Genomic DNA, 25002 nt, shown 5'->3' on the forward strand with positions numbered 1-25002 from the left:
GTCGATTCCCCTTCTGTCGTCTCAGGCCGGGACGGGCTCGGGCCGCGCGGCGCGGGCATCGGGAACGGATGCTGCGCCCTCGGCCGTCGCGACCGGCTTGGTGTTCACGGGTGCCGGGGCGGCAGCATCCGTGTCCCCGTTCGTGATGCTCCCGGCGCGAGGCTTGCGAGGGCGCGGCCGGGAGAAACCTGACGTGACGCGGTCGAGGATCATCGCGAGGATGACGACCGAGAGGCCGGCTTCGACGCCGAGGCCGATGTCGATGCGGCTGAGGCTCTGCACGACCTGGCCACCGAGTCCGCCGGCGCCGACCATGCCCGCGATGACGACCATCGACAGGCTCAGCATGATGACCTGGTTGACGCCTGCCATGATGCTCGGAAGGGCGAGCGGCAGCTGGATCTGGCGCAGGATGCGTCCTGGCGAGGCGCCGAAGGCGTGGCCCGCCTCGACGATCTCGGGGTCGACGCCGCGGATGCCGAGTTCGGTGAGGCGCACGCCCGGGGCGAGCGCGAACGCGATGGTCGCGACCATGCCGGGCACGGGGCCGACGCCGAAGATGAGCATCGCAGGGATGAGGTAGACGAACGCGGGCATCGTCTGCAGGAAGTCGAGAACGGGCCGCAGGACGGCGGACACGCGGTCGCTGCGCGCGGCCCAGATGCCCAGCGGCACGGCGATCGCGATCGCGACGACCGCGGCGAGGATCACCAGCGCGAGGGAGTCCATCGCGTTGCCCCACTGGCCGACCGCAATGATCACGAGCAGGCCCAGCGCGCTGCCGACGGCGAGCACGAGGCCATTGGACCAGTAGGCGAACGCGGCGATCACGAGGATCACTGCCCAGAAGGGCGGTGTCGACAGCGAGGCGTCGAGCCAGTCGTACATCCCGCGGAAGATCACCGCGACGATGTCGAAGAACCCGCCGAGGGCGTCGATCACCCAGCGCACGCCGGTCTCTACGGCGTCGCCCAGCGGGAGACGGATCGGGTCGTTCATCGCAGGGCTCCTTCCGTGCCGCGCGCGGCCTCGTGGGCGCCGACCTCCGTCGGCGGCGTGGCGCGGCCTGCGGCCGCGGGCTGGTCGACCACCTCGAGCGTCTGCGTGATGACGCTCGCCGGCACCATGGCGGGCGCGTCGATGATGGGGTTCTCACGGGTCACCGGCGGCACGTCGCCAAGGGCGGCGAGCAGCGTCACACGAGGGATCGTGCCGACGAGGCGCCCGGCGTCGTCGATGACGGCGACCGGAACCGGGCTCTCGACCGCGCGCTCCACCACGTCGGTGAGGGGGTCGTCGACATGCACGGCGGGACGGCTGCCCCGCACCAGCGATCGCAGATCGGTGCGGCCGTCCTTGACGGCGCGGATGACGGCGCGGTCGGTGACCGAGCCGAGGAACCGGCGGTTCTCGATGACCGACACCGACCCCACCTGCAGGTCGCGCATGACGCGGAGCGCTCCGCGCACGCCCGCACTCACCGGCGTCGTCGCGACGGGCGGGGCCATGACCGAGCCGGCGGTCAGCACGCGGGCGCGGTCGACGTCCTGTACGAACTGCGCGACGTAGTCGTTCGCCGGGTCGGTGAGGATCTCCTCCGGCGTGCCGTTCTGCACGATGCGGCCGTCGCGCATCACCGCGATGCGGTCGCCGAGGAACATCGCCTCGTTGAGGTCGTGCGTGATGAAGACGATGGTCCGGCCGAGCTCGCGCTGCAGTTCGACGAGCTGCTCCTGCATCTCGCGACGGATGAGCGGGTCGAGCGCCGAGAAGGCCTCGTCCATGAGGAGGATGTCGGTGCCCGAGGTGAGCGCCCGGGCGAGACCGACGCGCTGGCGCATGCCGCCCGAGAGCTCGTCGGGCATCGCGAGGGCACGATCGGCGAGGCCGACCTTCTCGAGGATCTCTCGCGCCCGCGCGCGCCGTTCGTCGCGCCCGACGCCCTGGATCTCGAGTGCGTAGGCGGCGTTGTCGAGCACGGTGAGGTGCGGCAGCAGCGCGAAGTGCTGGAACACCATCGAGATGGAGCGCTGACGGATGCCGCGCAGGGCCTTCGCGGGCGCCTTGGTGACGCTCTGTCCCTGGACGAAGACGTCGCCGGCCGTGGGTGGCAGCAGCCCGTTGAGCATGCGCAGCACGGTGGACTTGCCGGAGCCCGACAGCCCCATGATCACGAAGATCTCGCCGGGCTGCACGGTGAAGCTCGCGTCGATCACGGCGGCCGAGCCGGCGTCGGCGACGTCGGCGCGCGTCGCGCCGGCCCGCAGCCGTTTGACGGCGTCCTTGGGATCGCGTCCGAAGACCTTGAAGAGATTCCTCGCCTCGATGGCAGGCGGAGCGGTCACTGTGCACCTCGGCAGCTCCGGTGTGCAGGGGCTGCATCGGTCACGCCCGGGTGACGGCCGTCCCCGCGGCGGATGTCGGATCCGCGCTACGGCCGCCGACCATACGCTCACCGGTCTGACGCTCAGGCGACACCAGCGACCGCGGACTGGTCGGGAGGGGCCCGAGGAGGGCCTCAAACACCGTTTCACGCACCGACGGGGGCGGCAAATTCGACACCGACCGGCAGTTTCGGTAGCTCGCGCACGCGCGATATCACGTCGGCTGGCGACGAGGGCCGACCCATCCACCGGTCGTTGAGCGGAGGGCGCTCTGGCGCCCGCAGGTGAAACGCGTCGGCATGGCAGATGGGTTGACACGTGGGGACGTTTAATGGTTACTTAGTCAAGTAGGTAACCAACCAAGCGGAGTTGATGTGATCGAAGAAGGCCGGGCGCTGTTCCTCCAGATCGCCGAGAGCGTGGAGGACGCGATCATCGACGGCAGCCTCGCGGAGGAGTCCCAGGCACCGTCGACGAACGAGCTCGCCGCCTTCTACCGGATCAACCCCGCCACCGCCGCGAAGGGAGTCGCGATGCTCGCCGACAAGGGCGTGCTGTACAAACGGCGCGGCATCGGCATGTTCGTGGCGCCCGGCGCGCGCGAGCTCCTGATGAACGAGCGCCGCGCGGCGTTCGCCGACCGCTTCGTCGAGCCCCTGCTCGCCGAGGCCCGCAAGCTCGGGCTCGGGCCCGAAGACCTGCAACTGCTCATCCGCGACCGTGCTGCGGCGCAGGTCGCCGCCATCACTGAAGGGGACGCACGATGACGACCGGGACGCACGTCATCGAGGTGAAGAATCTCACCAAGCGCTACCGCGACGTCGTCGCGGTGGACGACGTGAGCTTCACCATCGAGAAGGACACCATCTACGGCCTGCTCGGCCGCAACGGAGCCGGGAAGACGACGGTCATGTCGATCCTCACGGCGCAGAACTTCGCGACGTCGGGCGACGTGCGCGTGTTCGGCATGCAGCCGTATGAGAACGCCAGGGTGCTGTCGCGCCTGTGCTTCGTGCGCGAGAGCCAGAAGTACCCCGATGACGCACTGCCCAAGCACGCGTTCGGGGCCGCGAAGCTGTTCTTCCCGAACTGGGACGACGACCTCGCCGCCCAGCTCGCCGACGACTTCCAGCTTCCGCAGAAGACGCGGATCAAGAAGATGTCGCGGGGGCAGCTGTCGGCCGTCGGCGTGATCATCGGGCTCGCGGCGCGGGCGGAGATCACGTTCTTCGACGAGCCGTACCTCGGCCTCGACGCCGTCGCGCGCCAGATCTTCTACGACCGGCTGCTGGAGGACTACACCGAGCACCCGCGCACGGTGATCCTCTCGAGCCACCTCATCGACGAGGTGTCGAACCTCATCGAGCGGGTGCTCGTCATCGATCGCGGGCGGATCGTGATGGACGAGGCGACGGACGCCGTGCGCGACCGCGCTGCGAACATCGTCGGCGACGCGAGCGCCGTCGACGCCTTCGTCGCCGGGCGTCAGGTGATCCACCGCGAGAGCCTGGGGAACGTCGCATCCGTCACCGTCCTCGGCGCCCTCACCCTCGCCGATCGCGAGCGGCTCGCGAGCGCGGGCCTGGACGTGGCGCCGGTCTCGCTACAACAGTTGATCGTCCGAACCACCCAGCACGCGGCGTCCGAAGGAGCCGCCACCGAGGAAGGGGCACTGCGATGAACCGCACCGTCAACGTCGTGCGCATGCAGCTGATCAACAAGCAGACCTTCATCTGGGTGCCGCTCATCGTGCTCGGCAGCTCGTTCGCGATGTCGCTCGCGATCTACGCGATCCTGAACTCGTCGGGTCTTCCCGGCCCGTTCTACGGCGGCGGCTCGCAGGCTCCGCTGTGGGTCCTGATGTTCGTCGGCATCGCGTCTTTGACGCTGACCTTCCCGTTCTCGCAGGCCATGAGCGTCACCCGACGGGAGTTCTTTTTCGGCACGATGCTGGCCGCGGCGATGTGCGCGGCGCTGCTGGCAGTCGTCTTCGCGGTCGGGGGCGTGATCGAGGACGCGACGAACGGCTGGGGCATGAACGGGTACTTCTTCGCCCTCGACTGGATCGTCGAGGACGGTCCGCTGGGCGCGGCGTTCTTCTACTTCGTGATGGCGATGCTCATCTTCATGCTCGGGTTCTGGTCCGCGACGGTCTACAAGCGCTTCGGCGCCCTGCTGCTGACGCTGATCTGGGTCGGAGTCGGCGTGCTGCTGCTCCTGGCCATCTGGGCGATCACCCGCTTCGAGGCGTGGGGTGAGGTGATGTCGTCCCTGGTAGGCCTCGGGGCGGTCGGGCTGGCCGCCTGGGGACTCGTCCTCACCGTCGTGCTCGGCGGGGTCTCGTATCTCACGCTGCGGCGCACGGTTCCCTGATCACCTCCCGGCTCGTTGAGCGAGCGTGCGAGCCGAAACGGATGCTGCCACCCGGCGATCGCGCCGGGTGGCAGCATCCGTGGTTCCACGTGAAACGGAAGATCAGCGCGAGTCGGCGGCCTCGGTGTGGTGGCGGATGACCTCGGCGACCACGAAGTTGAACCACTTCTCGGCGAAGGCCGGGTCGAGGTCCGCCTGCTCGGCGAGGCTGCGCAGGCGCGCGGTCTGCTGCTCCTCGCGCGCCGGATCGGAGGCGGGCATGCCGTGCTCGGCCTTCAGATGGCCTACCTGCTTGGTCGCCTTGAAGCGCTCCGCGAGCAGATACACCAGGGCGGCGTCGATGTTGTCGATGCTGCTTCGCAGTCGTGCCAGCGTCGTGGTGGGGTCTTCGGTCATGGCGCTCCTTCTCGCCCCTCGACGATACCCGAGCGGCTGAGCGCCTCCGCCGTGATGACGAGGCCTCACGCGATCCGGGTGAAGTTGCCGCGCGCCCTCGTCGCGCGCACCACCCAGCCCTAGAGTGTGACCCATGACCGATGCCTCGCCCGCCCTCGGTGCCACCGCAGCCGAGGTTGCTGAGCCCCTGTCCGCCGATGCCGCGGCGGGCACGGACAGTTTCGCGACCACCCCCGTCGCCCCCGACGACACCGCACCCGACGCCACCCCGGTCTTCACCGGTGAGGCGCCGGAGGGCAAGACGTTCTGGGCGAACCTCAACAGCCCCTTCCGGTTGGGTCTGGTGCTGACGCTCGGCGGACTCGCGGCGATCGCCCTGGGCCTGGCGTTCTGGAACCTCTCGACGATCATCATCTACGTCGTGTTCGCGCTGTTCGCGGCGCTCGGCCTCGATCCCGTCGTGCGCTGGTTCGGGCGGCACAACGTGTCGCGGCCGTGGGCGATCGTGATCGTCTACACGGCGTTCGCTCTGGTGCTCACCGGCATCCTGCTCCTCGTCGTGCCGACCCTGATCAAGCAGATCAGCGCGTTCTTCTCCGACCTCCCGACGACCATCGCGAACTTCCAGAAGTCGGACTTCTACGGCTGGCTCAGCGACACGTTCGGGTCGCAGGTCGGCCAGATCACCGACCAGGTGGAGTCGTTCCTGACCAACCCGGCGAACATCGCCGCCATCGGCGGCGGCGTGGTGAACTTCGCCGTGAGCGTGGGCACGACGATCTCTGGTCTCATCATCGTGCTCGTGCTGAGCCTGTACTTCCTCGCGGGCCTGCCCGCCATGAAGGTGGCCTTCAACCGCTTCGTCGCTGCCCGCAACCGCAAGAAGGCGGCGGAGATGACCGACCAGATCACCGACTCCATCGGCGCCTACCTGATGGGCATGGTGGTGCTGGCGTTCTGCAACTCGGTGGTCGCGTTCCTGCTGCACCTTTTCCTCGGGCTGCCGTTCCCGGCGCTGATGGGCGTGCTCGCATTCCTCATCACCCTGATCCCTCTCATCGGTTCGGTGCTGTACTGGATCACGGCGACGACGATCGCGCTCTTCACCGGCGGCTGGGTGCCTGCGCTGATCTTCGCGGTCATCTACCTCATCTACATGCAGCTCGAGGCATACGTGCTCACGCCGAAGGTCATGAACAAGGCGATCTCGGTGCCCGGCGCCCTCGTCGTGATCGGTGCGATGGTCGGTGGAACGCTGCTCGGCCTCCTCGGCGCGCTCGTCGCCATCCCGGTGACGGCGTCGATCCTCCTGATCATCAAGCAGGTCTTCATCCCCAAGCAGGACGCCAAGATCTGATGCTGCGAACTCCGTGCCCGCACCGCGGGCACGGGGGTTGTCGGCGCCGGCGACCGCGCTCATACTGTGCGCATGGCGATCCGGGAGGCCGGCGTCGTGGACTGGACGGGCCGTTTCGAGGAGCTCACGGCGCGCGAGGCCGCACTGGCGGGCGATGAGCTGGACGAGCTGGGCCAGGCGGCGTGGTTCGTCGGCCACGACGACGTCTCGGTGCGCGCGTGGGAGCGAGCACACCTGCGCTACTTGGACGACGGCGACCTGTCGTCGGCGGTTCGCTGCGTGTTCTGGCTGGGGTTCACGCTCAGCGAGCACGGCGATGAGGTGCGCGGCGGCGCGTGGATGGGCCGGCTCATGGAGCTGTGCGCCCGCGATGACGCGACCCCGGCCACCGAGGCCGTCCACGCCCTGTGCATCGCCTACGGCGCCTTCTCACGGGGTCGGGTCGAGGCATCCGTCCCGCTCTTCCGTCAGGCGGTGGAGAGAGCGGATGCTGCCGCCGACGTCGATGCGTTCACCCTCGCCACGATGAGCCTGGGCCGTGCGCTGATGATGACGGGACGGATCGACGAGGCCATCGTGGAGCTCGACCGGGTGATGCTGCTGATCGCCGACGGCCGCGTGAGCGACCGAGCCGCAGGCCCCGCGTACTGCGCGGTGATCGCGAGCCTGCTCGGTCGCGGCGACGTGGAACGGGCACGGGTATGGACGCGCGAGCTCGGCGACTGGTGCGATTCGCAGCGGGGGCTGGAACCCTTCCGCGGGGAGTGCACACTGCACAGGGCGGGGGTGCTGCAACTCGGCGGTGAATGGCAGGCCGCCGCCACCGCGACCGATCAGGTCTGCACGACGGAGAAGCGCCCGGAGACTCTGGCGCACGCCTGGTACCGGGCGGCGGACCTGCATCGCGTGACCGGTCGACCCGCTCCTGCCCGCGAGGCGCTGCGCCGCGCGGCGGCGCTCGGACTCGACGTGCAGCCCGGCCTGGCCCTGCTGAAGCGCGACGCCGGCGACCTCGCCGGCGCGTGGGCCGGACTCGAGGGCGCCCGGACGACCGCGGTGGAGCCGGCGGTGCGGGCAGAGGTGCTCGCCGCCGCCGTGCAGGTCGCACTCGACCGCGGCCGCCTCTCGGATGCCGCCGCGGCGGCACACGAGCTGTCGGCGTGCGCCACGGCGTTCGACACCCTGTACCTGCGGGCCCTGTCGTCGCGCGCCGACGGCGAACTGGCGCTGGCCGAGGGCCGCGCGGGCGAGGCCCTGCCGCTGCTGCGCGCGTCGTGGGCCGCCTGGCGCCGCCTCGACGCCCCGTACGAAGCGGCACTCACGCGGGTCGCGATCGGCGCGGCGATCCGGGCGATCGGCGACGCAGAGGGCGCCGAGCTCGAGTTCGACGCGGCCCGGGGCGTGCTCGAGGGCCTGGGCGCGATCCCCGACCTCGCGCGGCTCGAGCGGGTGGCGGCCGCGGCGCCGGTCGCAGCATCCGATCCCGGACTCAGCCGTCGCGAGCGAGAGGTTCTCGCGCTCGTGTCGCGGGGCTGGTCCAACCGGCGCATCGCCGAGCACCTCTTCCTCAGCGAGCGCACCGTGGCGCGGCACGTCGGCAGCATCCTCGCCAAGCTCGGCGTGCCCAGCCGCTCAGCCGCCACCGCCTACGCGTTCGAGCACGACCTAGTCGCCACCACCTGAGACCCCGGCGTGTTCCTCGATTGAGGATCTGCGCCGAGATGTGGAGCCCGACGCGGCGTTTCGCTCCGCATCCCGGCAACGCTCCTCGATCGAGGATCCGCGTCGACTCAGACGGAGCGGCGGACGGATGCTGCGGCCCCGCGGAATTGGTCATTTCTGCCGATTCGGACGGGCGGCGGCCCCTCCTACCGTGAGCGGAAGGAGGTCATCATGGACACCACAGCACTCGACACCGTGATCATCGGCGCGGGCCCGGCGGGTCTTCACACCGCGCGTCTGCTCGCAGAACGCGGGGTCGACTTCGAGATCATCGACGGCCACGACCGCGTCGGAGACGCGTGGCGCGAGCGCTATCGCTCGCTGCGGCTGTTCTCGCCGCGGCGGTGGGCGGAGATTCCGGGCATGCGGATGGGCATCGGGTTCTTCGACTACCCCACCGGCACGCAGTTCGCCGACTACCTCGAGCAGTGCGCCGCCGCGATCGGCGCGCGGCTGCGGCTCTCGACCAGAGTCGAGCGGCTGTCGCTGACAGAGGACGGACGCTTCCGCCTCGCGCTCTCCCCCGCAGGCGAGGTCGTCGCCTCGCACGTCGTCATCGCCGCCGGCGCGCACGAACGACCGGTCCTTCCGGCGTTCGCCGCGGCCCTCGACCCGGCGATCCACGCGCTGCACTCGCTGGACTACCGCGGTCCCGAGGACTTCGCGCCCGGACCGGTGCTCGTCGTCGGCGCCGCCAACTCGGGCACCGACATCGCACTCGAGGCAGCGGTATCCGGTCATGCGACCACGCTCGCGGGCCGCCACCCCGGACAGGTGCCGATCAGCATCGACACGCCGATAGGCAACCTCGTCAGCAGCGTCTTCATCCGCCGGCTGCGCGGCCTGACCCTCGACACCGAGCGGGGCCGGCGCTTCGCGGCCGCGAATCGTGGTCATGGCGTCAACCTCGTGCGTAACCATCTGGCCGACCTCGCCAAGGCCGGCGTGCGTCAGGTCGGGCGCGTCACGGGTCTGGACGCCGAGGGCCGGCCGGTGCTCGAGGACGGAGAGCGGATGGATGCCGCGACCGTCGTGTGGTGCACCGGCTCGCTGCCCGACCTGCACTGGGTGGGCATCCCCGCCGCCTTCGACGGGAATGGCGACGTCGCACACGAGCGCGGGCTCGCGACCGGCGTCCCGGGACTCGCGTTCGTGGGGCTGCCCTTCCAGTACTCGGTCGCCTCGCCCACCCTCATGGGGATGGAGCGGGATGCCGCTTATGTCGTGTCGCACCTGTTCGAGCCGTCGCGCCCGGCGCCCGCGCGGTCGGCGGCATCGGTCGCCGCGTGAGCGTCAGCGCACGGGGAGCAGGCAGGTCGGCGACGGGGCGTCGGTGCGGTGGCGCACGCGGCCGGGCACACCCGTGCGCACGTCGAGTGTGAGCGAGGCGACCTCGTTCGACAGCTGACCGGCGACGAGCAGGATGTCTCGCACCACCACGTGGTGCCGCGGCCAGTCCACCCCGGCGTCGACGAGCGCGACCGGCTCGACGTACTCGCCGGCCCCGCGCACGCGCAGCGTCGCGAGCGCGTTGCTGCCGCGAACCCCGGCGTACAGGAACTCCCCGTCGCGCGATGCCGCGAGCTCGGCGGCGCTGTCGCCCGGGAGGGTCCCCGCGCCGAGCGGCGTGCCCCCGATGAGGCTCCAGGTGCCGTCGGCCGCGGGCGCGAGCACGAACAGCTCGCACGAGAACTCGGTCACGACGTACAGGTGCCCGCTCGGGTGCCACACCATGTGCCGCGGACCGCTGCCCTGCGGCAGCGCCACCTGCTGCACCTGCCGCAGTCCGTTGGTCCCATCGCGCCAGAACCGTACGACGTCGTAGCCCAGGTCGGTCGTCGCGATGAGCCCGCCCGGCAGGAACACCGCCTCGTGCGCACGAGAGGGACGGGCGACGGATGCCTCGGCCCCGGCTTCGTCGGCTGCGGCGGGGGCGTCGCGGTCGTGGTCGGGGACGAGGTGCGCGTACTCCTCGCCGGCGGCCTCACGCAGCGCGCGGGCGGCGGCCGCAAGGTCGATGTCGCCCGCCTGTTCCGGCGCGCCGTCGGGTCCGTAGGGGTCGACGGCCGCAGCAGCGATCACCGGCGACGAGGGTCGGCCCGCAGCATCCAGGCCCATACGGACCACGCGTCCGTCGCCCCAGCAGCTCGCGACGAGGAACCGGCCGTCGGGCGACACCGCGACATGGCACACCGCCTCGCCGGCGGCGATCGGCGCGCCGAGCGGGGCGAACGTCGCCTCCCCTGTGCGGCGGAACGCCTGCACCTGCTGCCGCGCCTCGAGCGCCGCGTACACGACGTCGCCCGGGGCGACGGTCAGGGAACCCGGGTGCGGCACCAGCCACGACGGCGAGTGGGTCGTCGCGACCTCACCGGCGAACGCCAGCGGGCCGCCCGCTGAGGCGTCGTCGGCGGGGCCGGCGAGCAGCATCCCGATTCCGGACGCACTGCCGCCCATGTCGGCGGTGTACCCGCCCAGCCAGAACTTCATGCGGACGAGCTCAGTCGACGAGGTCGTGGCGCACGATGACGGCGTCGCGGGCGGCGCCCACGCCGATCACCGAGATGCGGGTGCCGCTCATCGCCTCGAGCGCGAGGACGTACTGCTGTGCCTCGAGGGGGAGCTCGTCGAACGTGCGGGCCTTCGAGATGTCCTGCTTCCAGCCGGGGAAGTACTCGAGGATCGGCTTCGCGTGGTGGAAGTCTGACTGGTTCACCGGGACCTCGTCGAACCGCTCGCCCTCGACCTCGTACGCGACGCAGACCGGGATCTGGTCGAGGCCGGTGAGGATGTCGAGCTTGGTCAGCACGAGGTCGGTGATGCCGTTGATGCGCGTCGCGTAGCGTGTGATGGGGGCGTCGTACCAGCCCACGCGGCGCGGGCGGCCGGTCGTGGTGCCGAACTCGAAGCCGCGGGAGCGCAGGAAGTCGCCGTTCTCGTCGAACAGCTCGGTCGGGAACGGACCCGAGCCCACACGCGTCGTGTACGCCTTCACGATGCCGACGATGCGGTCGAGGCGGTTGGGGCCGACGCCCGAGCCTGTCGCCGCGCCACCGGCCGTGGCCGACGAGGACGTCACGAACGGGTAGGTGCCGTGGTCGACGTCGAGCATCGTCGCCTGACCGCCCTCGAAGACGACCACGTCGCCGGCGTCGAGCGCGTCGTTGAGGAGCAGCGAGGTGTCGGCCACCATCGGGCGCAGCCGCTCCGCGTACGACAGCAGGTCCTCGACGATCTCGTCGGCGGTGATCGCGCGGCGGTTGAAGATCTTGACCAGCAGGTGGTTCTTCTGGTCGAGGGCGCCCTCGACCTTCTGGCGCAGGATGTTCTCGTCGAAGAGGTCCTGCACGCGGATGCCGACGCGGTTGATCTTGTCGGCGTAGGCCGGGCCGATACCGCGACCGGTGGTGCCGATCTGGCGCTTGCCGAGGAAGCGCTCGGTGACCTTGTCGAGCGTGCGGTGGTACTGCGTGATGATGTGCGCGTTCGCGCTGACGCGCAGGCGCGAGGTGTCGAGACCGCGGGCGTGGAGCGCCTCGAGCTCGTAGAAGAGCACTTCGAGGTCGATGACGACGCCGTTGCCGATCACCGCGTTCACGCCGGGAGACAGGATGCCGGAAGGCAGCAGGTGCAGCGCGTACTTCTCGTCGCCGATCACGACCGTGTGGCCGGCGTTGTTCCCGCCGTTGAACTTGACCACCCAGTCGGTGCGCTCACCCAGGAGATCGGTGGCCTTGCCCTTGCCCTCGTCTCCCCACTGGACTCCGACGATCACGATGCCTGGCATGGGCTACTCCCCCGTTATCGGACGGTTACACCCCATCCTATCGGGATGCTTCGTCACGCCTTCTGGCGCCGTGAGTCCTCCCGTGACATCGTCCAGCGGTTGCCGATCGAGCTGATCCGGTCACGATGGGTCAGCGCGGTGCCCCGGCCGTCACAAGCGACCGCTTCGCGCCGATCGGCGGGCGCGGCGACGCCGGGCGATGCCGATCCAGACCAGCGCCACCCCGACGACGAGCACGATCGGCCCGATCGTGGCCCACAAGGGCGAACCGCTCATCGCCGACCCGCCCAGCACGTTGAGACCCTGCAGGGTCCACACCAGCCCCACGGCGACGAGGATCACACCGGGCACGAGGAACGGCCACATTCGCTTCACGGTGCCGACTCTAGGGTCGCCGCGGCGCGCGCGACAGAGCCCGGGATTCCGCCGTCGCCGCGCCGCCGCTTCGGGTGCGCCGACCAGGGCGGTGGCAGGATCGGAGTGTGGCCGACGGCGAAGACGTCTCTCTGACGCAACCGGGGCGCGCGGACTGGCGCGAGCACCCGGAGGGCTTCCGGCGCTGGGAGAGATCCACGACCCTCGGCGAGGGCGACGACGTCTGGGACTGGGCGCGCGCCGAGGTGCTGAGGTGGGGCGTGAAGACCCGCAGCGGCTTCACCGTCTCTCCGGAGGCGACCGCCGTGCGTCCCGGCGACCGGCCGGTGATCATGGCGCACCCGTTCGGGCTGTCGGTGCGCGAGCCCGTCGAGGTCGTCGCCGTCGTCGATCGGAGCGACCGCGTCGGCTTCGCCTACCAGACGCTCGCCGGCCACCCGGTCACGGGCGAGGAGGCCTTCGTCGTGCACCGAGACGGCGCCTCGGTGCTGCTCACGATCCGCTCACTGACGCGCCCCGGCCGGCGGCAGTGGCGCGCTCTGTACCCGGCCCCGCTCCTCGCGCAGGCGGTCGCACGCCGCCGCTACCTCCGCGCGCTCCGCGTCCGCGCCGCCCGCTGAACGCGCGGGCGTCACCCTCTGCCGAGCTCCCCCGGGTGCGTGAGGCGCCAGGAGTCGGTCGGCGGGACGATGGTGCCGTCGATCTCGATCGGAACCGTCACCGTGTTCGGCCCCGCGGTCCACGTGATGCTCCCGACCTCTTCGCCGTCCCTGTAGGTCTTCGGGGTGGTCGTCGTCATCTCCACAGCGATCGGGGTGTCGGACCACGTGAAGATCGTCGCGTAGTCGGAGACGACGATCTGCGCCGCCGAGCCCCACGGCGTCGTCACGGTGCCGACCGGCTGATCGCGCTTCGCGACCGGCACCTCGTGGAAGCCGGCGCGGATGCTGTCGATCAGCGCCATCACGTCGTGATTCACGTTCGCGCGGGTGAAGCCGCCGAGCACCACTCCGGTCACGCTGAGCGGCTGCGCCGTTCCGACGGGGACGGATGCCGTGAACAGCAAGTTGTAGGTGCCCTCACCGAGGTTCCCGGTCTTGAGGCCGGTGATCCCGTTGCTCCCGAGGAGGTCGTTGGTGTTCACGATGCGGCCGGGACCGGGCAGCGAGAGGGACGACGTCGCGGCGATGCTCGCGATCGTCGGATTCGCGGCGGCGAGCTTGCCGAGCGCGATGAGGTCGGCCGGTGTGCTGGTGTTGCGCGCGTCGAGGCCGGTGGGCTCGACGAACGTCGTGCCGGTGAGCCCGTTCGCCGCGAGCCACCGCTGCGCGGCGCCGCGGAAGGCGCCCTGCGATCCGAAGGCCCATGTCGAGACGGCCTCCGCGTAGTTGCTCGCCGACGGGATGAGCATCGTGGCGATCGCGTCGTGCAGCGACATCGAGCTGCCGGTCGGCATCGCCGCGATCGTCGCGCCCCGCACGTAGTACTGGTCGTAGAGGTCGTGGTCGGCCTTGCTGAAGGTGATTGTGGGGCCGGGATCCGAGGCGTCCGCCAGCGGATGCCGATCGAGGATCACCAGCGCCGTGATGACTTTCGCGATGCTCGCGATCGACCGCGGTTCGCCCGTCCCGCTCGTCGCCCAGATGCCGCTCGCGTCCGCCCCCAGATAGTCGTCCCCTCCGGCGACGGCGATCGCCGAGGCGCCGGTCGACGGGAGCGCGACAGCGGCAGCCGCGGGTACCGTCACGCGCGGCTCGTGCGTCTCGACGACGGGAGCGCTCACCGGTGCCGTCAGCGCCCACCACACGTACCCGCCGGGGACCCCGAGCAGCACGACGAGCACGATCGCGGTGACGATCAGCCCGATGCGGCGGCGCCGGCGCCGTACCTGCGGGTCCACCCATCGGCGGCCCAGGATCTCCCGCTCGTCGCTCAGCAGCTCGGTGAGGTCGTGGAACTCATCGGTGGGCTGCTGCGGCGTCGAAATGGGAGGCTCCCCTCGTGATGCTGAACCCCATCATGCATCATTGAGACTCCCCGTCTCACCACCGGTCGAGGCTCGGGAAACCACCTCCAGGGAAGGAAACCGCGCCCGGTATGGTTTTCCCGCGGGATCGCGGTTTCTCGCGCTTCTCACACGGGCGGAAGCGCCGCCCGCATCGTAGGGTGGACCCGTGTCGGTCGGGTCGGTCGTCAAAAGCGCCGTCGGCGCCGCGTTGCTCGTCAACGCCGTGCCACACGGGGTGAGCGGTGTGCAGGGGCGTCCGTTTCCCAGTCCGTTCGCCGATCCTCCCGGTGTGGGCCTGTCGTCCCCGCGGGTGAACGTCGCGTGGAGCGCCGCCAACGCGATCGCGGGTGCGCTGCTGCTGCGAAAAGGCATCCGTTCCCGGGGCGAAGCCGTCGGGACGGCCGTCGGGGCGGTCGCGATGGCCGCGACGATCTCGTACCACTTCGGCGACGTGCTGGCGGGTGGGACCGGCCTTCGGGGATTCGCGAGCGGGCTCTCGGCAGGTGGCTCGGGACCGCCGCGCGCCCTCGTGAAGTTGACAGAACCGATCGCGATCGCACTGGCCGGACGCCGCTGGTTGCCGCTGTGGGCGGTCCTGCACCATCGAGGCCGCAAGAGCGGTGCGGAGTACGCCACTCCGGTCGCGGTGGTGCCCACGGTGGATCCGGCGCTGGTGCTGATCGGCCTGCCGTGGGGACGGGACACGAACTGGGCGCGCAACGTCGTCGCGGCGGGGTCGGCCGACGTCACGTGGTCGGGCGCGACGCACGCGACGTCGTCGCCGCGCATCATCGAACCGGCAGAGGCGGCAGCTCTCGCGAAGCCGATGTTCCGTCCGATCGTGAGGCGGATGCCGGCGGCGATCGTGCTGCGGCGTTCATCAGAGTCCGGCTGACCTGGCTCCATCCCGTGACGCGCGCCGAGAAGTGCAGCGCGTCGGAGGGGATCCGCTCGTCGGCCGCTCGTCGGCCGCGCGCCGACCCCCGCCACGCGCAGTCACACCCTGACGCATCGCGACACCCCCCACTCGATATGGTGACCCCATGACGCGCACGCGGGGATGGGCGACGACCTGGACGGTGCTGCGACTGGCGATGGCGGCGCTGACGATCGCGGCGATCGCGGCGCAGCTGACGAAATCGATCGGCACGGCCGTCGAGCTCGGCCGCGACGTCCCCACCACGATCGCGAACTTCTTCAGCTTCTTCACGATCCTCTCGAACGCCGCCGCCGCGGTCGTGCTCGCCTGGATCGCGCTCTGGTACCTCTTCATGGGGCGGCGTCAGAACACGGATGCTGAGCCCCGCGGTCTCGCGGTGGCGCTGGCGTGCGTCAGCACGTACATGATCATCACGGGCATCGTCTACAACACCCTGTTGCGCCACATCGAGCTGCCGGACGGCAGTGCCCCCATCCCGTGGTCGAACGAGGTGCTGCATCTCATCGGCCCGATCTTCCTGCTCCTCGACGTGTTCCTCGGCCCGTTGCGCCGAGCCCTTCCGTGGCGGACCCTGTGGGCCGTGGTCGCCCTCCCCATCGTGTGGGTGATCTACACGATGATCCGCGGACCTCTCATCACCAACCCGGTGAGCGGTGATCCGTTCTGGTACCCGTACCCGTTCCTCAACCCGAACAACCCGGGCGGATGGCCGTCGGTGATCCTCTACGTCATCGCAATCGCGGTCGCGATCGTCGCCGTGGGGGCCTTCGTCATGTGGTGGGGACGGCGTCGAGGTGCGGCCGCCGACGCATCGGACGACGCCGGGGCGACGGCATCCATCCCCTCATCGGTCGTGTCGGACTGACACCGACCCGGCCGTTCACGGGGGATGAATCGTGTCCCCCGAACGGCGGACACGCCCGGAGTTCCGCGGCTTTTGTCGACGATGTCCACCAAACGGTGGACACGTTGTAGCTTCCGCACAACGTCGGAGAACGGGCGTGCGTTTTCCGCGCTTCGCCGGCACAAAGGTTTGATACACCCCCGTATCGACGGGAGTACATCTGTGCTCGGGGCAGAAAGCGACACGCACTACGCGTGATGTCGAAAGGGGTAGGACATGCACTGGGCATGGTTTCGAATCGCCGCGGCACTCACCGGTATCTCCGGAGTCGTCGCGGGGTTCATCGTCAACGTAGACCGCGCAGCGCGCCAGGGGCAGGGCCTCGGCGACGTGCTGGCGAACTACTTCAGCCTGTTCACGATCGTCTCGACGCTGCTCAGCATCGTCACCCTGTTCGTGGCCGCATCATGGGCGATGCGGCACCCGGGCTCCTCCCGCGAGCCGTTCGGCATCGCGCTGGCCCTGGCGGCGGTCACGGGTCCCGTGCTGCTGCTCGGGCTCGTCTACAACGCGCTGCTGCGCGGACTGCCGTCGGCCATCGCGCTCGGCGACTCCGCCGGGATCGCGATGCTCGACAAGTACGCGGCCGAGGTGCTGCACGTGGTCCTGCCGATCTACTTCGTGCTGGACCTGCTGCTGGCCCCGCGCCGGCGGGCGCTGCCCTGGTGGTCGCTCGCGGTGCTGGTCGGGTACCCGCTGGTCTGGACGACGTACACGATGGTCCGCGGCGAGCGCGTCGCGAACCCCGACGGGACCACACCGTGGTGGTACCCGTACCCGTTCCTCGACCCGCACGGCGCGGGCGGCTACTCGTCCGCATTCCTCTACATCGGCGTGATCCTGGTCGGTTTCCTGGCGATCGGCTCGATCATCATCCTCATCGGCCGGTACCGCGCGAAGCGGTCGACGCGGCACGGCGCACCGGCCGCTCGCCACACGCTGCTGATCTGATCGGCGCCACCGGGAGGCCGCAGGTGGGCGGGCGTGACGGCCGACGCATCGCGGGGCGGCATCCGTCGCCTTAACTAGACTGGAGGACTATGTCGAAGGTCCTCCAGTCCCTGCCCGTCGGCGAGCGCGTCGGCATCGCCTTCTCGGGAGGACTTGACACCTCCGTAGCGGTCGCGTGGATGCGCGACAAGGGCGCCGTCCCCTGCACCTACACCGGCGACCTCGGTCAGCCCGACGAGGACGACATCGACGCGATCCCGAGCCGGGCGCTCGAGTACGGCGCCGAGGTCTCGCGCCTGGTCGACTGCAAGCCCGCCCTCGTCGAGGAGGGCTTCGGCGCTCTCGCGTGCGGCGCGTTCCACATCCGCTCGGGCGGCCGCACCTACTTCAACACGACGCCCATCGGCCGGGCCGTCACCGGCACGCTGCTCGTCCGGGCGATGAAGGAGGACGGCGTCGACATCTGGGGCGACGGCTCCACCTACAAAGGCAACGACATCGAGCGGTTCTACCGCTACGGTCTGCTCGCCAACCCGGCCCTGCGCATCTACAAGCCGTGGCTCGACGCCGACTTCGTCACCGAGCTCGGCGGCCGCAAAGAGATGAGCGAGTGGCTCGTCGCGCACGGGTTCCCCTACCGCGACTCCGCCGAGAAGGCCTACTCGACCGACGCGAACATCTGGGGCGCGACGCACGAGGCGAAGACCCTCGAGCACCTCGACGTCTCGCTCGAGACCGTCGAGCCGATCATGGGCGTGCGGTTCTGGGACCCCTCGGTCGAGATCGAGACCGAAGACGTCACCGTCACCTTCGAGGCCGGCCGCCCCGTCGCGCTCAACGGCGTCGAGTTCGCCGACCCGGTGGACCTCGTCTTCGAGGCCAACCGCATCGGCGGCCGCCACGGCCTCGGCATGAGCGACCAGATCGAGAACCGCATCATCGAGGCGAAGTCCCGCGGCATCTACGAGGCGCCGGGCATGGCACTGCTGTTCACGGCGTACGAACGCCTGGTCAACGGCATCCTGAACGAGGACACCCTGGCGACCTACCACGAGCAGGGCCGTCGCCTCGGACGCCTCATGTACGAGGGCCGCTGGCTCGAGCCGCAGTCGCTCATGCTCCGCGAGTCCATCCAGAAGTGGGTCGGCTCGACGATCACCGGCTCGGTGACGCTGCGCCTGCGCCGCGGCGAGGACTACACGATCCTCGACACCACAGCGCCGCGCCTGTCGTACCACCCGGACAAGCTCTCGATGGAGCGCGTCGGCGACGCGGCGTTCGGCCCCACCGACCGCATCGGCCAGCTCACCATGCGCAACCTCGACATCGCCGACTCTCGGGTGCGCCTCGAGTACTACGCCGCGAAGGGCCTCATCGGTGGGGCGACCGGCGAGCTCGTCGGCCACCTCACGCAGGGCGAGGCCGGCGAGATCACGGAGCACGCCGAGCACCCGAGCGCCGAGCAGGAAGAACTGGCGGAAGCGACGGATGCTGCCAACGAGGCGTCCGCGTTCGACCTGGGAACCGACTGAACCAAACCGGCCCTCCCCCCGGTCGTTGAGCGAGCTTGCGAGTCGAAACGCCCTGGGCGCGGTCGCAACCTGGGTCTCCGCTTTGAGCTCCTGAGATAACTTGCACACCGCTGTGCAACTTACGTAACGTGGAGGCATGACCTCCCCGATCGATGCTGCGCGCCGTCCGCGGCGCGACGCCCTCGAGAACCGCGCGGGCATCCTCGCCGCGGCTCATGTCGCCCTCGCGCACGACCCCCGCGCGTCGGTCGATGCCATCGCCCGCCAGGCCGGCCTGTCGCGCCGAGCGCTCTACGGGCACTTCGACGACCGCGATGCGCTGGTGCGCGAGCTCGTCGCGCAGGGTGCGACGCGGTTCAACGCGGTGGCCGAGTCGATCGACGATGCCGACGCGCGGGTCGCGCTCGCCCGCCTCGCCGCTGCGCTCTGGAACGAGGCCGCGCACGTGCAGGTGCTCGCGGCGATCGCCCTCGACGAGGCGCACCTCGAGGAGACGGCGACGGCGCTCGCCCCGCTCCGCCGCGCCGTCGTGCGCATCGTGCGCGACGGGCAGGACGCCGAGGTGCTCCGCACCGACGTCGCCGCCCCGACGCTCGCCCGCCTCGTAGAGGAGACCGCACGCACCGTCATCACCCGCATCGACGCCTCCTCACCCGCCGCTCGCGACCTCGCGGTGCGCGCCGTGCTCAGCATCGCGGGCCTGTCGTGGCGGCAGGCCGACGCGCTGCTCGCGGCGCACCCCGAGATCCTCGCGGCCCCCGAGGCGGCGAGCGCGTGAGGGTCGTGCTCGACGCGGTCGGCAAGGGCCGCCGCGAGCACGCGCTGCCCGTGACCTCGGCTGCCTTCGAGTCCGGCCGCGCCACGCTGGTCGCCGCCGAGACCGAGCAGCGACCGGCGGTGCTCGGCCTCATCGCCTCGGGCCGCATGCGCCCGGACACCGGCCGTGTGGAGCTGGACGGGCGGACGGATGCCGCGGGCCTCCGTCGCCGCATCGCCCTGGTCGACGCTCCCGGGGTGTCGGAGCCCGTGCCCGACGTCACCCTCGCCGGCGTCGCCGCCGAGGAGCTCATGTTCGCCGGACGCCGATCCGATCCCGTCGCGGTGCGACGCTGGCTCGACGAGCAGGGCCTCGGGGACGAGGCATCCGTCCCCGTCTCGAACGTCGACCCGGCGGGCCGCGTGCGTGCACTGTGCGAGCTCGCGGTGCTGCGCAAGGGCGTCGAGGCGATCGTGCTGGTCTCCCCCGACCGTCACGGCGGCGAGCCCGCCGCCTGGTGGGCCGTCGCCGAGGACTTCGCCGAGCGCGGATTCGCCGTGCTCGTGATCGCCGGCCAGGCGTCTTCTCCGGTCGTTGCGCGAGTGAGGAACGAACGAGTCGAAACGCGCCGAACCATCGCGGACACCCAGGGCGTTTCGACTTCGGGCGCCAGAGCGCCCTTCGCTCAACGAGCGGGAGGCGGCGTCGGCCGACCGCGCGTGCCCAGGCTGACCGCCCCCGCGAGGCAGGGCCGGGCGCGAAAGTCCCCCAGATGATCCTCGCCGAGCTCCGGCGGCTCGGCTCGACGCGCATGTCGCTCATCGCCCTCATCGCGCTCATGGCCGTGCCCATCCTCTACGGCGGCCTGTACCTGTGGGCGAACCGCGACCCGTACGGTCAGCTCGACCAGGTGCCGGTGGCACTCGTCGTCGCCGACACCGGCGCCGAGCTCAACGGCACCGCGCGCGATCTCGGCGACGAGGTCGCGCAAGAGCTCATCGAGGACGGCACCTTCGACTGGCACCTCGCCACCGCCGAGGAGGCCGACGCCGGCCTCGACGACGGCGGCTACGACTTCGCCATCGAGCTGCCCGCCGACTTCACGGCGGCCATCGCCTCGATCACGACCGGCGCCCCGCGCACGGCCGACGTCATCCTGCGCACGAGCGACGCCAACAACTACCTCGCCTCCACGATCGGCACTCAGGCGGTCGAGCGCATCCAGGCGACGATCACCGAGAAGGTCGTGGCCGAGGCCGGGCTCACGATGCTCGACGCCCTCGACACGATCCGTCTGCAGTTGACGGATGCCGCCACCGGCGCCTCTCACCTGGTCGACGGTCTCGCGCAGGCCGGTGACGGCGCGTCGCAGCTGTCCGACGGCGCTGCCCAGCTCGCGGCGGGAACCGCCCAGCTGCAGGACGGCGCCGTCCGGCTCTCCGACGGTGCCGCCCAGGTCGCGGACGGCGCGGCCCAGGTGGCCGGCGGAACTGCGCAGCTCGACGCCATCGCCGACCGGATCGGCGCAGCATCCGCGTCCGCGATCTCGGCACTGCCCGGGGTGCGCGACGACATCGCCGCGAAGCTCGCTGAAGCCGGTCTCGACCAGGCGCAGATCGACGACGTGCTCGCCACCTTCGATCCGGTGGGCGACCGCCTCGACGCGGTGGACACCCGCGTTCAGGGCGCCGTCGGCCAGATCGATCGGCTGAACTCCGGCGCGCAGCAGGTCTCGGCGGGAGCAGCCTCCGTCGCCGCCGGATCCGCCACGCTCGCCTCGGGCACGGCGACCGCTGCGCACGGCGCGGCGCGGCTGCGCGACGGCGCGGCAACGCTCGACAGCGGCCTCACGCAGCTCGAGGACGGCGCCACGAGGCTGCGCGACGGTCTCTCCGACGGCGCCGCCCAGCTGCCCGCGTACGATGCGACGACCCGTCAGGCACAGGCCGTCACCCTCGCGGCCCCGGTCGACGTCGAGCGCTCGTCGCTCACGCAGGCGCAGAACTACGGTGCCGGACTCGCTCCGTTCTTCACGGCCCTCGCCGGCTGGATCGGCATCTACGCACTGTTCCTCATCGTCAAGCCGGTCTCCAAGCGCGCGGTCACGGCGCTGCATTCGCCGATCCGCATCACGCTGGCCGGATGGGCGACCCCGGCCCTCCTCGGCGGCGTGCAGATGCTCGGCCTGTTCGGCGTGCTGTCGCTCGCGCTCGGCTTCTCATTCGCCCACCCGCTCGCGACGCTCGGCATCCTGCTGCTGGCATCGGCCACGTACGCCGCGATCGTGCTCGCGCTCAACGTGTGGCTCGGCTCGGTCGGGCAGTTCCTCGGCCTCGTGCTCATGGTGCTGCAGCTCGTGACTGCGGGTGGGACGTTCCCGTGGCAGACGCTGCCTGCGCCGCTGGCCGCCCTGCACCACGTGCTGCCGATGGGCTACGTCGTCGACGCGATGCGCCAGGTCATGTACGGCGGCAGCGCCGACCGCGTCTGGCTCGACCTCGCGGTGCTGCTCGCCTGGCTCGTCGGCGCAGGTCTGATCGCCGCGATCGGGGTCACCCGGATGACCCACTTCCGCACCCTCCGGGATCTGCAGCCCAGCGTCATCGGATAGCGGGCGCGGCACAGGGGGACCCACACCCGAGGGGCCGGTCGCGCGATGAAAGCCCAGCGCGATTCGGCCTGGGGCACGGCTCGGGGTTAGCATGCGGATTGGTGCCGCGGCGACCCGACCGCACGCGGCACCGAATGTCGCGGTGTACGGAACCCCGTATCCCCCCTCCGCCCGAAAGCCCTTTCAATGACGAAGCCCCAGCCCTCGCCCTATGCCGTCGACGACACCGTCCGTCGCCGGTCCGTGGGGCGGATCATCGGGATCACCCTCTTCAGCATCCTCGCGGGCATCGTGGTGCTCGCCCTGATCGCGGTCGGCTTCGTCGCGTACACGGCGCAGCGCTCGTTCCCGCAGCTGAGCGGCGAGGTGAAGGCGGCCGGGCTCGAGGCCGAGGTGACGGTGCAGCGGGATGCGCTCGGCATCCCCACTCTCACCGCGGATTCGTCGCACGACCTCTTCTTCGCCCAGGGTTACGTGCACGCGCAGGACCGGTTCTGGGAGATGGACTTCCGCCGGCATGTCACGAGCGGGCGCCTCTCCGAGATGTTCGGCGCGTCGCAGCTCGGCACCGACAAGTTCCTGCGCACGCTCGGCTGGCATGACATCGCCGAGCAGGAGGTCGACGCCCTCGACGCCACGGAGCGCGCCTACTACGACGCCTACGCCGACGGCGTGAACGCCTACCTCGCCGACCACCAGGGCCCCGACGCCTCGTTCGAGTACGCCGTGCTGGGCCTGCAGAACTCCGACTACGAGATCGAGCCCTGGACTCCGGCCGACTCTGTCGCGTGGCTCAAGGCGATGGCCTGGGACCTCCGCAGCAACATCGAGAGCGAGACCGAGCGCGCGGTCATGGCGCCGGACTTCTCCCAGGCCGAGATCGACCAGCTCTACCCCGGCTACCCGTTCGACCGGAACCCGGTCATCGTGCCGAAGATCTCGGCGGTGCCCGCGCTCGGCACAGCTCCCGACCTTCCTGAGACGGACGCCGCCACCTCGTCGATCGAGTGGACGGAGGTCGGCAGCGTGATCGAAGCCGTCGGCGAACTCGTCGGCGGCGCCGGCGAGGGCATCGGGTCGAACTCATGGGTGGTGTCGGGCAACGTCACCGACACCGGGATGCCGCTTCTCGCCAACGACCCTCACCTCGGCGCGTCGCTGCCGAGCGTGTGGCACCAGATCCAGCTGAAGTGCTCGACGGTCACTGAAGAGTGCCCGTTCGATGTGGCCGGGTTCGGCTTCTCGGGGCTTCCCGGCGTCGTGATCGGCCACAACGAGCGCATCGCGTGGGGCTTCACGAACCTCACCACCGACGTCACGGACCTGTATCTCGAGAAGGTGGACGGCGACTCGTACTGGTACGACGGCGCGCTGGTGCCGCTCGAGACGCGCACCGAGACGTTCAAGGTCGCGGGTTCTGACGACGTCGAGCTCGAGGTGCGTTCCACGGTCAACGGTCCGATCGTGTCCGGTCTCACCGGCGACTTCACGTCGATCGCGGAAACTCCCTACGTCGGGGCCGGCGGCACCGTGACAGAGACGCCGACCGACGCACCCGAGGGGGACTATGCGGTCAGCCTGCGCTGGACCGCACTGCAGCCCGGAACCACGGCATCCGCGATCTTCGCCCTCAACACCGCCAAGGACTTCGACGACTTCCGCGGCGCGGCGGCCCTCTTCGACGTGCCGGCGCAGAACCTCATCTACGCCGACGTCGACGGCAACATCGGATACCAGACGCCGGGCAAGCTGCCGATCCGCGGCGCCGGTGACGGCTCGATGCCGCAGCCCGGCTGGGACTCGACGTATGCGTGGCGGGGCTATATCCCGTTCGAGGAGCTTCCGGTCTCGTACAACCCGACCGAGGGGTACATCGTCACCGCGAACAATGCCATCGCGGGGCAGGACTACACCCATCCGCTCACGCGCGACTGGGACTACGGCTGGCGCGCAGCCCGCATCACGGAACTGATCGAGCGGGCGATCGCGAAGGGCCCGGTCACCGCTGACGACCTCAACGCCATCCAGGCCGACAACTACTCCTTCATCGGAATGCGCCTGACGGCGGCCTACGCCGACGTCACCACGGGCGACGACGAGACGGATGCCGCGCTCGACCTCCTGCACGAATGGGACGCTCAGAACGACGCTGACTCCGCGGCGGCCGCGTACGCCAACGTGCTGTGGGACACCCTCGCCGAGAACGTGTTCGTCGACGGGCGCGAGAGCTCGGCGCCGATGAGCGGTCAGGGCCGTCAGTTCCTCGTGATGGACGGGCTGCTCGAGGATGAGACCTCGCCCTGGTGGACCAACGACGAGCTCGGCGTCGACGGCATGGCCGACATGCTGAAGCGCTCCGCCATCGATGCCTACGAGCGACTCGTCGACGACCAGGGGGACAACCCTTCGCGCTGGAACTGGGGCAGCCTGCACGCCCTCCCGCTCGAGAACGGCAGCTTCGGCACGTCGGGCATCCCCGCACTCGAGTGGCTCTTCAACCGCGGGCCGTTCCCGGTCGGCGGCGGCTCGTCTGTCGTGAACGCGACCGGATGGGACCTGACCCAGAGCTTCTCGACCGTCACCGTGCCGTCGATGCGCATGATCATCGACCTGTCCGATTTCGACGATTCGCGCTGGAACCAGCTCACGGGCCAGAGCGGTCACGCCTTCCACACGAACTACATCGACCAGGTGGAGTCGTGGCAGAAGGCCGAGCTGACGCCCTGGGCGTACACGCCCGACGCGGTCGAGGCGGCCACGACCGACACCCTCGTGCTCACGCCCTGACGCTCACGTGACGCGCTCGATGACGTAGCCGTCCTCGACGAGGGTCTCGGCCATGAAGGCGGCGTACCACCGTGGCCAGGCCTCGTCGTAGACCCCGCCCAGCTCTTCCGTCTGGCAG

22 protein-coding genes are annotated in these 25002 nt (G+C 70.4%); 15 read left to right on the top strand and 7 right to left on the bottom strand.

Features of this window, described 5'->3' with window-relative positions; all coding sequences use genetic code 11:
- Positions 1-21: 21 nt before the first annotated feature.
- Both MRBLWH7_RS13495 and MRBLWH7_RS13500 read right to left on the bottom strand, forming a co-directional pair.
- On the bottom strand, positions 22-999 hold the full coding sequence (locus MRBLWH7_RS13495; protein ID WP_341995290.1) for an ABC transporter permease subunit: 978 nt from the start codon (positions 997-999) through the stop codon (positions 22-24).
- Complete coding sequence (locus tag MRBLWH7_RS13500; RefSeq protein WP_341995292.1) at positions 996-2345, bottom strand: glycine betaine/L-proline ABC transporter ATP-binding protein; 1350 nt, start codon at positions 2343-2345, stop codon at positions 996-998. The genes MRBLWH7_RS13495 and MRBLWH7_RS13500 overlap by 4 nt, the downstream gene beginning before the upstream one ends.
- Positions 2346-2758: 413 nt before the next feature.
- On the opposite strand from MRBLWH7_RS13500, the gene MRBLWH7_RS13505 reads away from it, so the two are divergent.
- From MRBLWH7_RS13505 to MRBLWH7_RS13515, 3 genes are read left to right on the top strand one after another with little or no spacing between them, the layout of a single operon-like run.
- Positions 2759-3151, top strand: a complete 393-nt coding sequence (locus MRBLWH7_RS13505) for a GntR family transcriptional regulator (protein ID WP_341995295.1) — start codon at positions 2759-2761, stop codon at positions 3149-3151.
- Positions 3148-4065, top strand: a complete 918-nt coding sequence (locus tag MRBLWH7_RS13510; RefSeq protein WP_341995297.1) for an ABC transporter ATP-binding protein — start codon at positions 3148-3150, stop codon at positions 4063-4065. Before MRBLWH7_RS13505 ends, MRBLWH7_RS13510 begins: the two co-directional genes overlap by 4 nt.
- Complete coding sequence (locus MRBLWH7_RS13515; protein WP_341995299.1) at positions 4062-4757, top strand: hypothetical protein; 696 nt, start codon at positions 4062-4064, stop codon at positions 4755-4757. The genes MRBLWH7_RS13510 and MRBLWH7_RS13515 overlap by 4 nt, the downstream gene beginning before the upstream one ends.
- Positions 4758-4859: 102 nt before the next feature.
- On the opposite strand, the gene MRBLWH7_RS13520 is transcribed toward MRBLWH7_RS13515, so the two are convergent.
- Positions 4860-5153, bottom strand: coding sequence for a chorismate mutase (locus MRBLWH7_RS13520; RefSeq protein ID WP_045302127.1), 294 nt, complete (start codon positions 5151-5153; stop codon positions 4860-4862).
- A gap of 133 nt (positions 5154-5286) precedes the next feature.
- On the opposite strand from MRBLWH7_RS13520, the gene MRBLWH7_RS13525 reads away from it, so the two are divergent.
- The 3 genes from MRBLWH7_RS13525 (at position 5287) to MRBLWH7_RS13535 (ending at position 9522) form a co-directional block, all read left to right on the top strand.
- On the top strand, positions 5287-6510 hold the full coding sequence (locus MRBLWH7_RS13525) for an AI-2E family transporter (protein ID WP_341995302.1): 1224 nt from the start codon (positions 5287-5289) through the stop codon (positions 6508-6510).
- Between the two features lie 72 nt (positions 6511-6582).
- Complete coding sequence (locus MRBLWH7_RS13530) at positions 6583-8193, top strand: LuxR C-terminal-related transcriptional regulator (RefSeq protein WP_341995303.1); 1611 nt, start codon at positions 6583-6585, stop codon at positions 8191-8193.
- 210 nt (positions 8194-8403) lie between these two features.
- Positions 8404-9522: an NAD(P)/FAD-dependent oxidoreductase gene (locus MRBLWH7_RS13535; protein ID WP_341995305.1), complete on the top strand. Its 1119-nt coding sequence runs from the start codon at positions 8404-8406 to the stop codon at positions 9520-9522.
- A gap of 3 nt (positions 9523-9525) precedes the next feature.
- Here MRBLWH7_RS13535 and MRBLWH7_RS13540 read toward each other — a convergent pair whose 3' ends face one another.
- The 3 genes from MRBLWH7_RS13540 to MRBLWH7_RS13550 all read right to left on the bottom strand — a co-directional run bounded on the left by MRBLWH7_RS13540 (position 9526) and on the right by MRBLWH7_RS13550 (position 12385).
- The gene (locus MRBLWH7_RS13540) at positions 9526-10722 is read right to left on the bottom strand and encodes a beta-propeller fold lactonase family protein (RefSeq protein WP_341995308.1); all 1197 of its coding nucleotides are present in this window, start codon (positions 10720-10722) and stop codon (positions 9526-9528) included.
- Positions 10723-10732: 10 nt separating this feature from the next.
- Entirely contained in the window at positions 10733-12019 is a 1287-nt protein-coding gene (locus tag MRBLWH7_RS13545) for an adenylosuccinate synthase (protein ID WP_341995310.1), read from the bottom strand.
- A 150-nt stretch (positions 12020-12169) separates the two neighbouring features.
- Complete coding sequence (locus MRBLWH7_RS13550; RefSeq protein WP_342002054.1) at positions 12170-12385, bottom strand: hypothetical protein; 216 nt, start codon at positions 12383-12385, stop codon at positions 12170-12172.
- A gap of 116 nt (positions 12386-12501) precedes the next feature.
- Between MRBLWH7_RS13550 and MRBLWH7_RS13555 the strand changes: the two genes are divergently transcribed.
- Entirely contained in the window at positions 12502-13014 is a 513-nt protein-coding gene (locus MRBLWH7_RS13555) for a DUF1990 domain-containing protein (protein WP_341995312.1), read from the top strand.
- Between the two features lie 11 nt (positions 13015-13025).
- On the opposite strand, the gene MRBLWH7_RS13560 is transcribed toward MRBLWH7_RS13555, so the two are convergent.
- Positions 13026-14294, bottom strand: a complete 1269-nt coding sequence (locus MRBLWH7_RS13560) for a D-alanyl-D-alanine carboxypeptidase (protein ID WP_341995314.1) — start codon at positions 14292-14294, stop codon at positions 13026-13028.
- 274 nt (positions 14295-14568) lie between these two features.
- On the opposite strand from MRBLWH7_RS13560, the gene MRBLWH7_RS13565 reads away from it, so the two are divergent.
- From MRBLWH7_RS13565 to MRBLWH7_RS13600, 8 genes are all read left to right on the top strand, one after another.
- Positions 14569-15297 carry a nitroreductase family deazaflavin-dependent oxidoreductase gene (locus MRBLWH7_RS13565; protein WP_341995315.1) on the top strand — a complete coding sequence of 243 codons (729 nt, stop codon included), beginning with the start codon at positions 14569-14571 and terminating at the stop codon, positions 15295-15297.
- A gap of 148 nt (positions 15298-15445) precedes the next feature.
- On the top strand, positions 15446-16207 hold the full coding sequence (locus tag MRBLWH7_RS13570; RefSeq protein WP_341995316.1) for a Pr6Pr family membrane protein: 762 nt from the start codon (positions 15446-15448) through the stop codon (positions 16205-16207).
- Positions 16208-16462: 255 nt separating this feature from the next.
- Positions 16463-17197 (top strand): Pr6Pr family membrane protein, encoded by a 735-nt coding sequence (locus tag MRBLWH7_RS13575; RefSeq protein ID WP_341995318.1) that lies wholly within the window; start codon positions 16463-16465, stop codon positions 17195-17197.
- Between the two features lie 89 nt (positions 17198-17286).
- Complete coding sequence (gene argG, locus MRBLWH7_RS13580; RefSeq protein WP_341995320.1) at positions 17287-18729, top strand: argininosuccinate synthase; 1443 nt, start codon at positions 17287-17289, stop codon at positions 18727-18729.
- Positions 18730-18865: 136 nt separating this feature from the next.
- Positions 18866-19507: a helix-turn-helix domain-containing protein gene (locus tag MRBLWH7_RS13585; protein ID WP_341995322.1), complete on the top strand. Its 642-nt coding sequence runs from the start codon at positions 18866-18868 to the stop codon at positions 19505-19507.
- A complete protein-coding gene (locus MRBLWH7_RS13590; RefSeq protein ID WP_341995324.1) occupies positions 19504-20262 on the top strand; it encodes a hypothetical protein in 759 nt (252 codons plus the stop codon). The genes MRBLWH7_RS13585 and MRBLWH7_RS13590 overlap by 4 nt, the downstream gene beginning before the upstream one ends.
- The gene (locus MRBLWH7_RS13595) at positions 20259-22097 is read left to right on the top strand and encodes a YhgE/Pip domain-containing protein (RefSeq protein ID WP_341995326.1); all 1839 of its coding nucleotides are present in this window, start codon (positions 20259-20261) and stop codon (positions 22095-22097) included. The genes MRBLWH7_RS13590 and MRBLWH7_RS13595 overlap by 4 nt, the downstream gene beginning before the upstream one ends.
- A 186-nt stretch (positions 22098-22283) precedes the next feature.
- Entirely contained in the window at positions 22284-24884 is a 2601-nt protein-coding gene (locus tag MRBLWH7_RS13600; protein ID WP_341995328.1) for a penicillin acylase family protein, read from the top strand.
- Positions 24885-25002 lie beyond the last annotated feature (118 nt).

It is taken from the genome of Microbacterium sp. LWH7-1.2 (assembly GCF_038397755.1).
GTDB lineage: Bacteria > Actinomycetota > Actinomycetes > Actinomycetales > Microbacteriaceae > Microbacterium.

Bases quoted from the DNA above. Each gene is read 5' to 3' on its own strand.
- MRBLWH7_RS13585 (WP_341995322.1), top strand. From the start codon at position 18,866: ATGACCTCCCCGATCGATGCTGCGCGCCGTCCGCGGCGCGACGCCCTC.
- MRBLWH7_RS13530 (WP_341995303.1), top strand. From the start codon at position 6,583: ATGGCGATCCGGGAGGCCGGCGTCGTGGACTGGACGGGCCGTTTCGAG.
- MRBLWH7_RS13510 (WP_341995297.1), top strand. From the start codon at position 3,148: ATGACGACCGGGACGCACGTCATCGAGGTGAAGAATCTCACCAAGCGC.
- MRBLWH7_RS13600 (WP_341995328.1), top strand. From the start codon at position 22,284: ATGACGAAGCCCCAGCCCTCGCCCTATGCCGTCGACGACACCGTCCGT.
- MRBLWH7_RS13515 (WP_341995299.1), top strand. From the start codon at position 4,062: ATGAACCGCACCGTCAACGTCGTGCGCATGCAGCTGATCAACAAGCAG.
- MRBLWH7_RS13525 (WP_341995302.1), top strand. From the start codon at position 5,287: ATGACCGATGCCTCGCCCGCCCTCGGTGCCACCGCAGCCGAGGTTGCT.
- MRBLWH7_RS13550 (WP_342002054.1), bottom strand. From the start codon at position 12,385: ATGTGGCCGTTCCTCGTGCCCGGTGTGATCCTCGTCGCCGTGGGGCTG.
- MRBLWH7_RS13545 (WP_341995310.1), bottom strand. From the start codon at position 12,019: ATGCCAGGCATCGTGATCGTCGGAGTCCAGTGGGGAGACGAGGGCAAG.
- MRBLWH7_RS13595 (WP_341995326.1), top strand. From the start codon at position 20,259: ATGATCCTCGCCGAGCTCCGGCGGCTCGGCTCGACGCGCATGTCGCTC.
- MRBLWH7_RS13520 (WP_045302127.1), bottom strand. From the start codon at position 5,153: ATGACCGAAGACCCCACCACGACGCTGGCACGACTGCGAAGCAGCATC.
- MRBLWH7_RS13495 (WP_341995290.1), bottom strand. From the start codon at position 999: ATGAACGACCCGATCCGTCTCCCGCTGGGCGACGCCGTAGAGACCGGC.
- MRBLWH7_RS13535 (WP_341995305.1), top strand. From the start codon at position 8,404: ATGGACACCACAGCACTCGACACCGTGATCATCGGCGCGGGCCCGGCG.
- MRBLWH7_RS13570 (WP_341995316.1), top strand. From the start codon at position 15,446: ATGACGCGCACGCGGGGATGGGCGACGACCTGGACGGTGCTGCGACTG.
- argG (WP_341995320.1), top strand. From the start codon at position 17,287: ATGTCGAAGGTCCTCCAGTCCCTGCCCGTCGGCGAGCGCGTCGGCATC.
- MRBLWH7_RS13540 (WP_341995308.1), bottom strand. From the start codon at position 10,722: ATGAAGTTCTGGCTGGGCGGGTACACCGCCGACATGGGCGGCAGTGCG.
- MRBLWH7_RS13575 (WP_341995318.1), top strand. From the start codon at position 16,463: ATGCACTGGGCATGGTTTCGAATCGCCGCGGCACTCACCGGTATCTCC.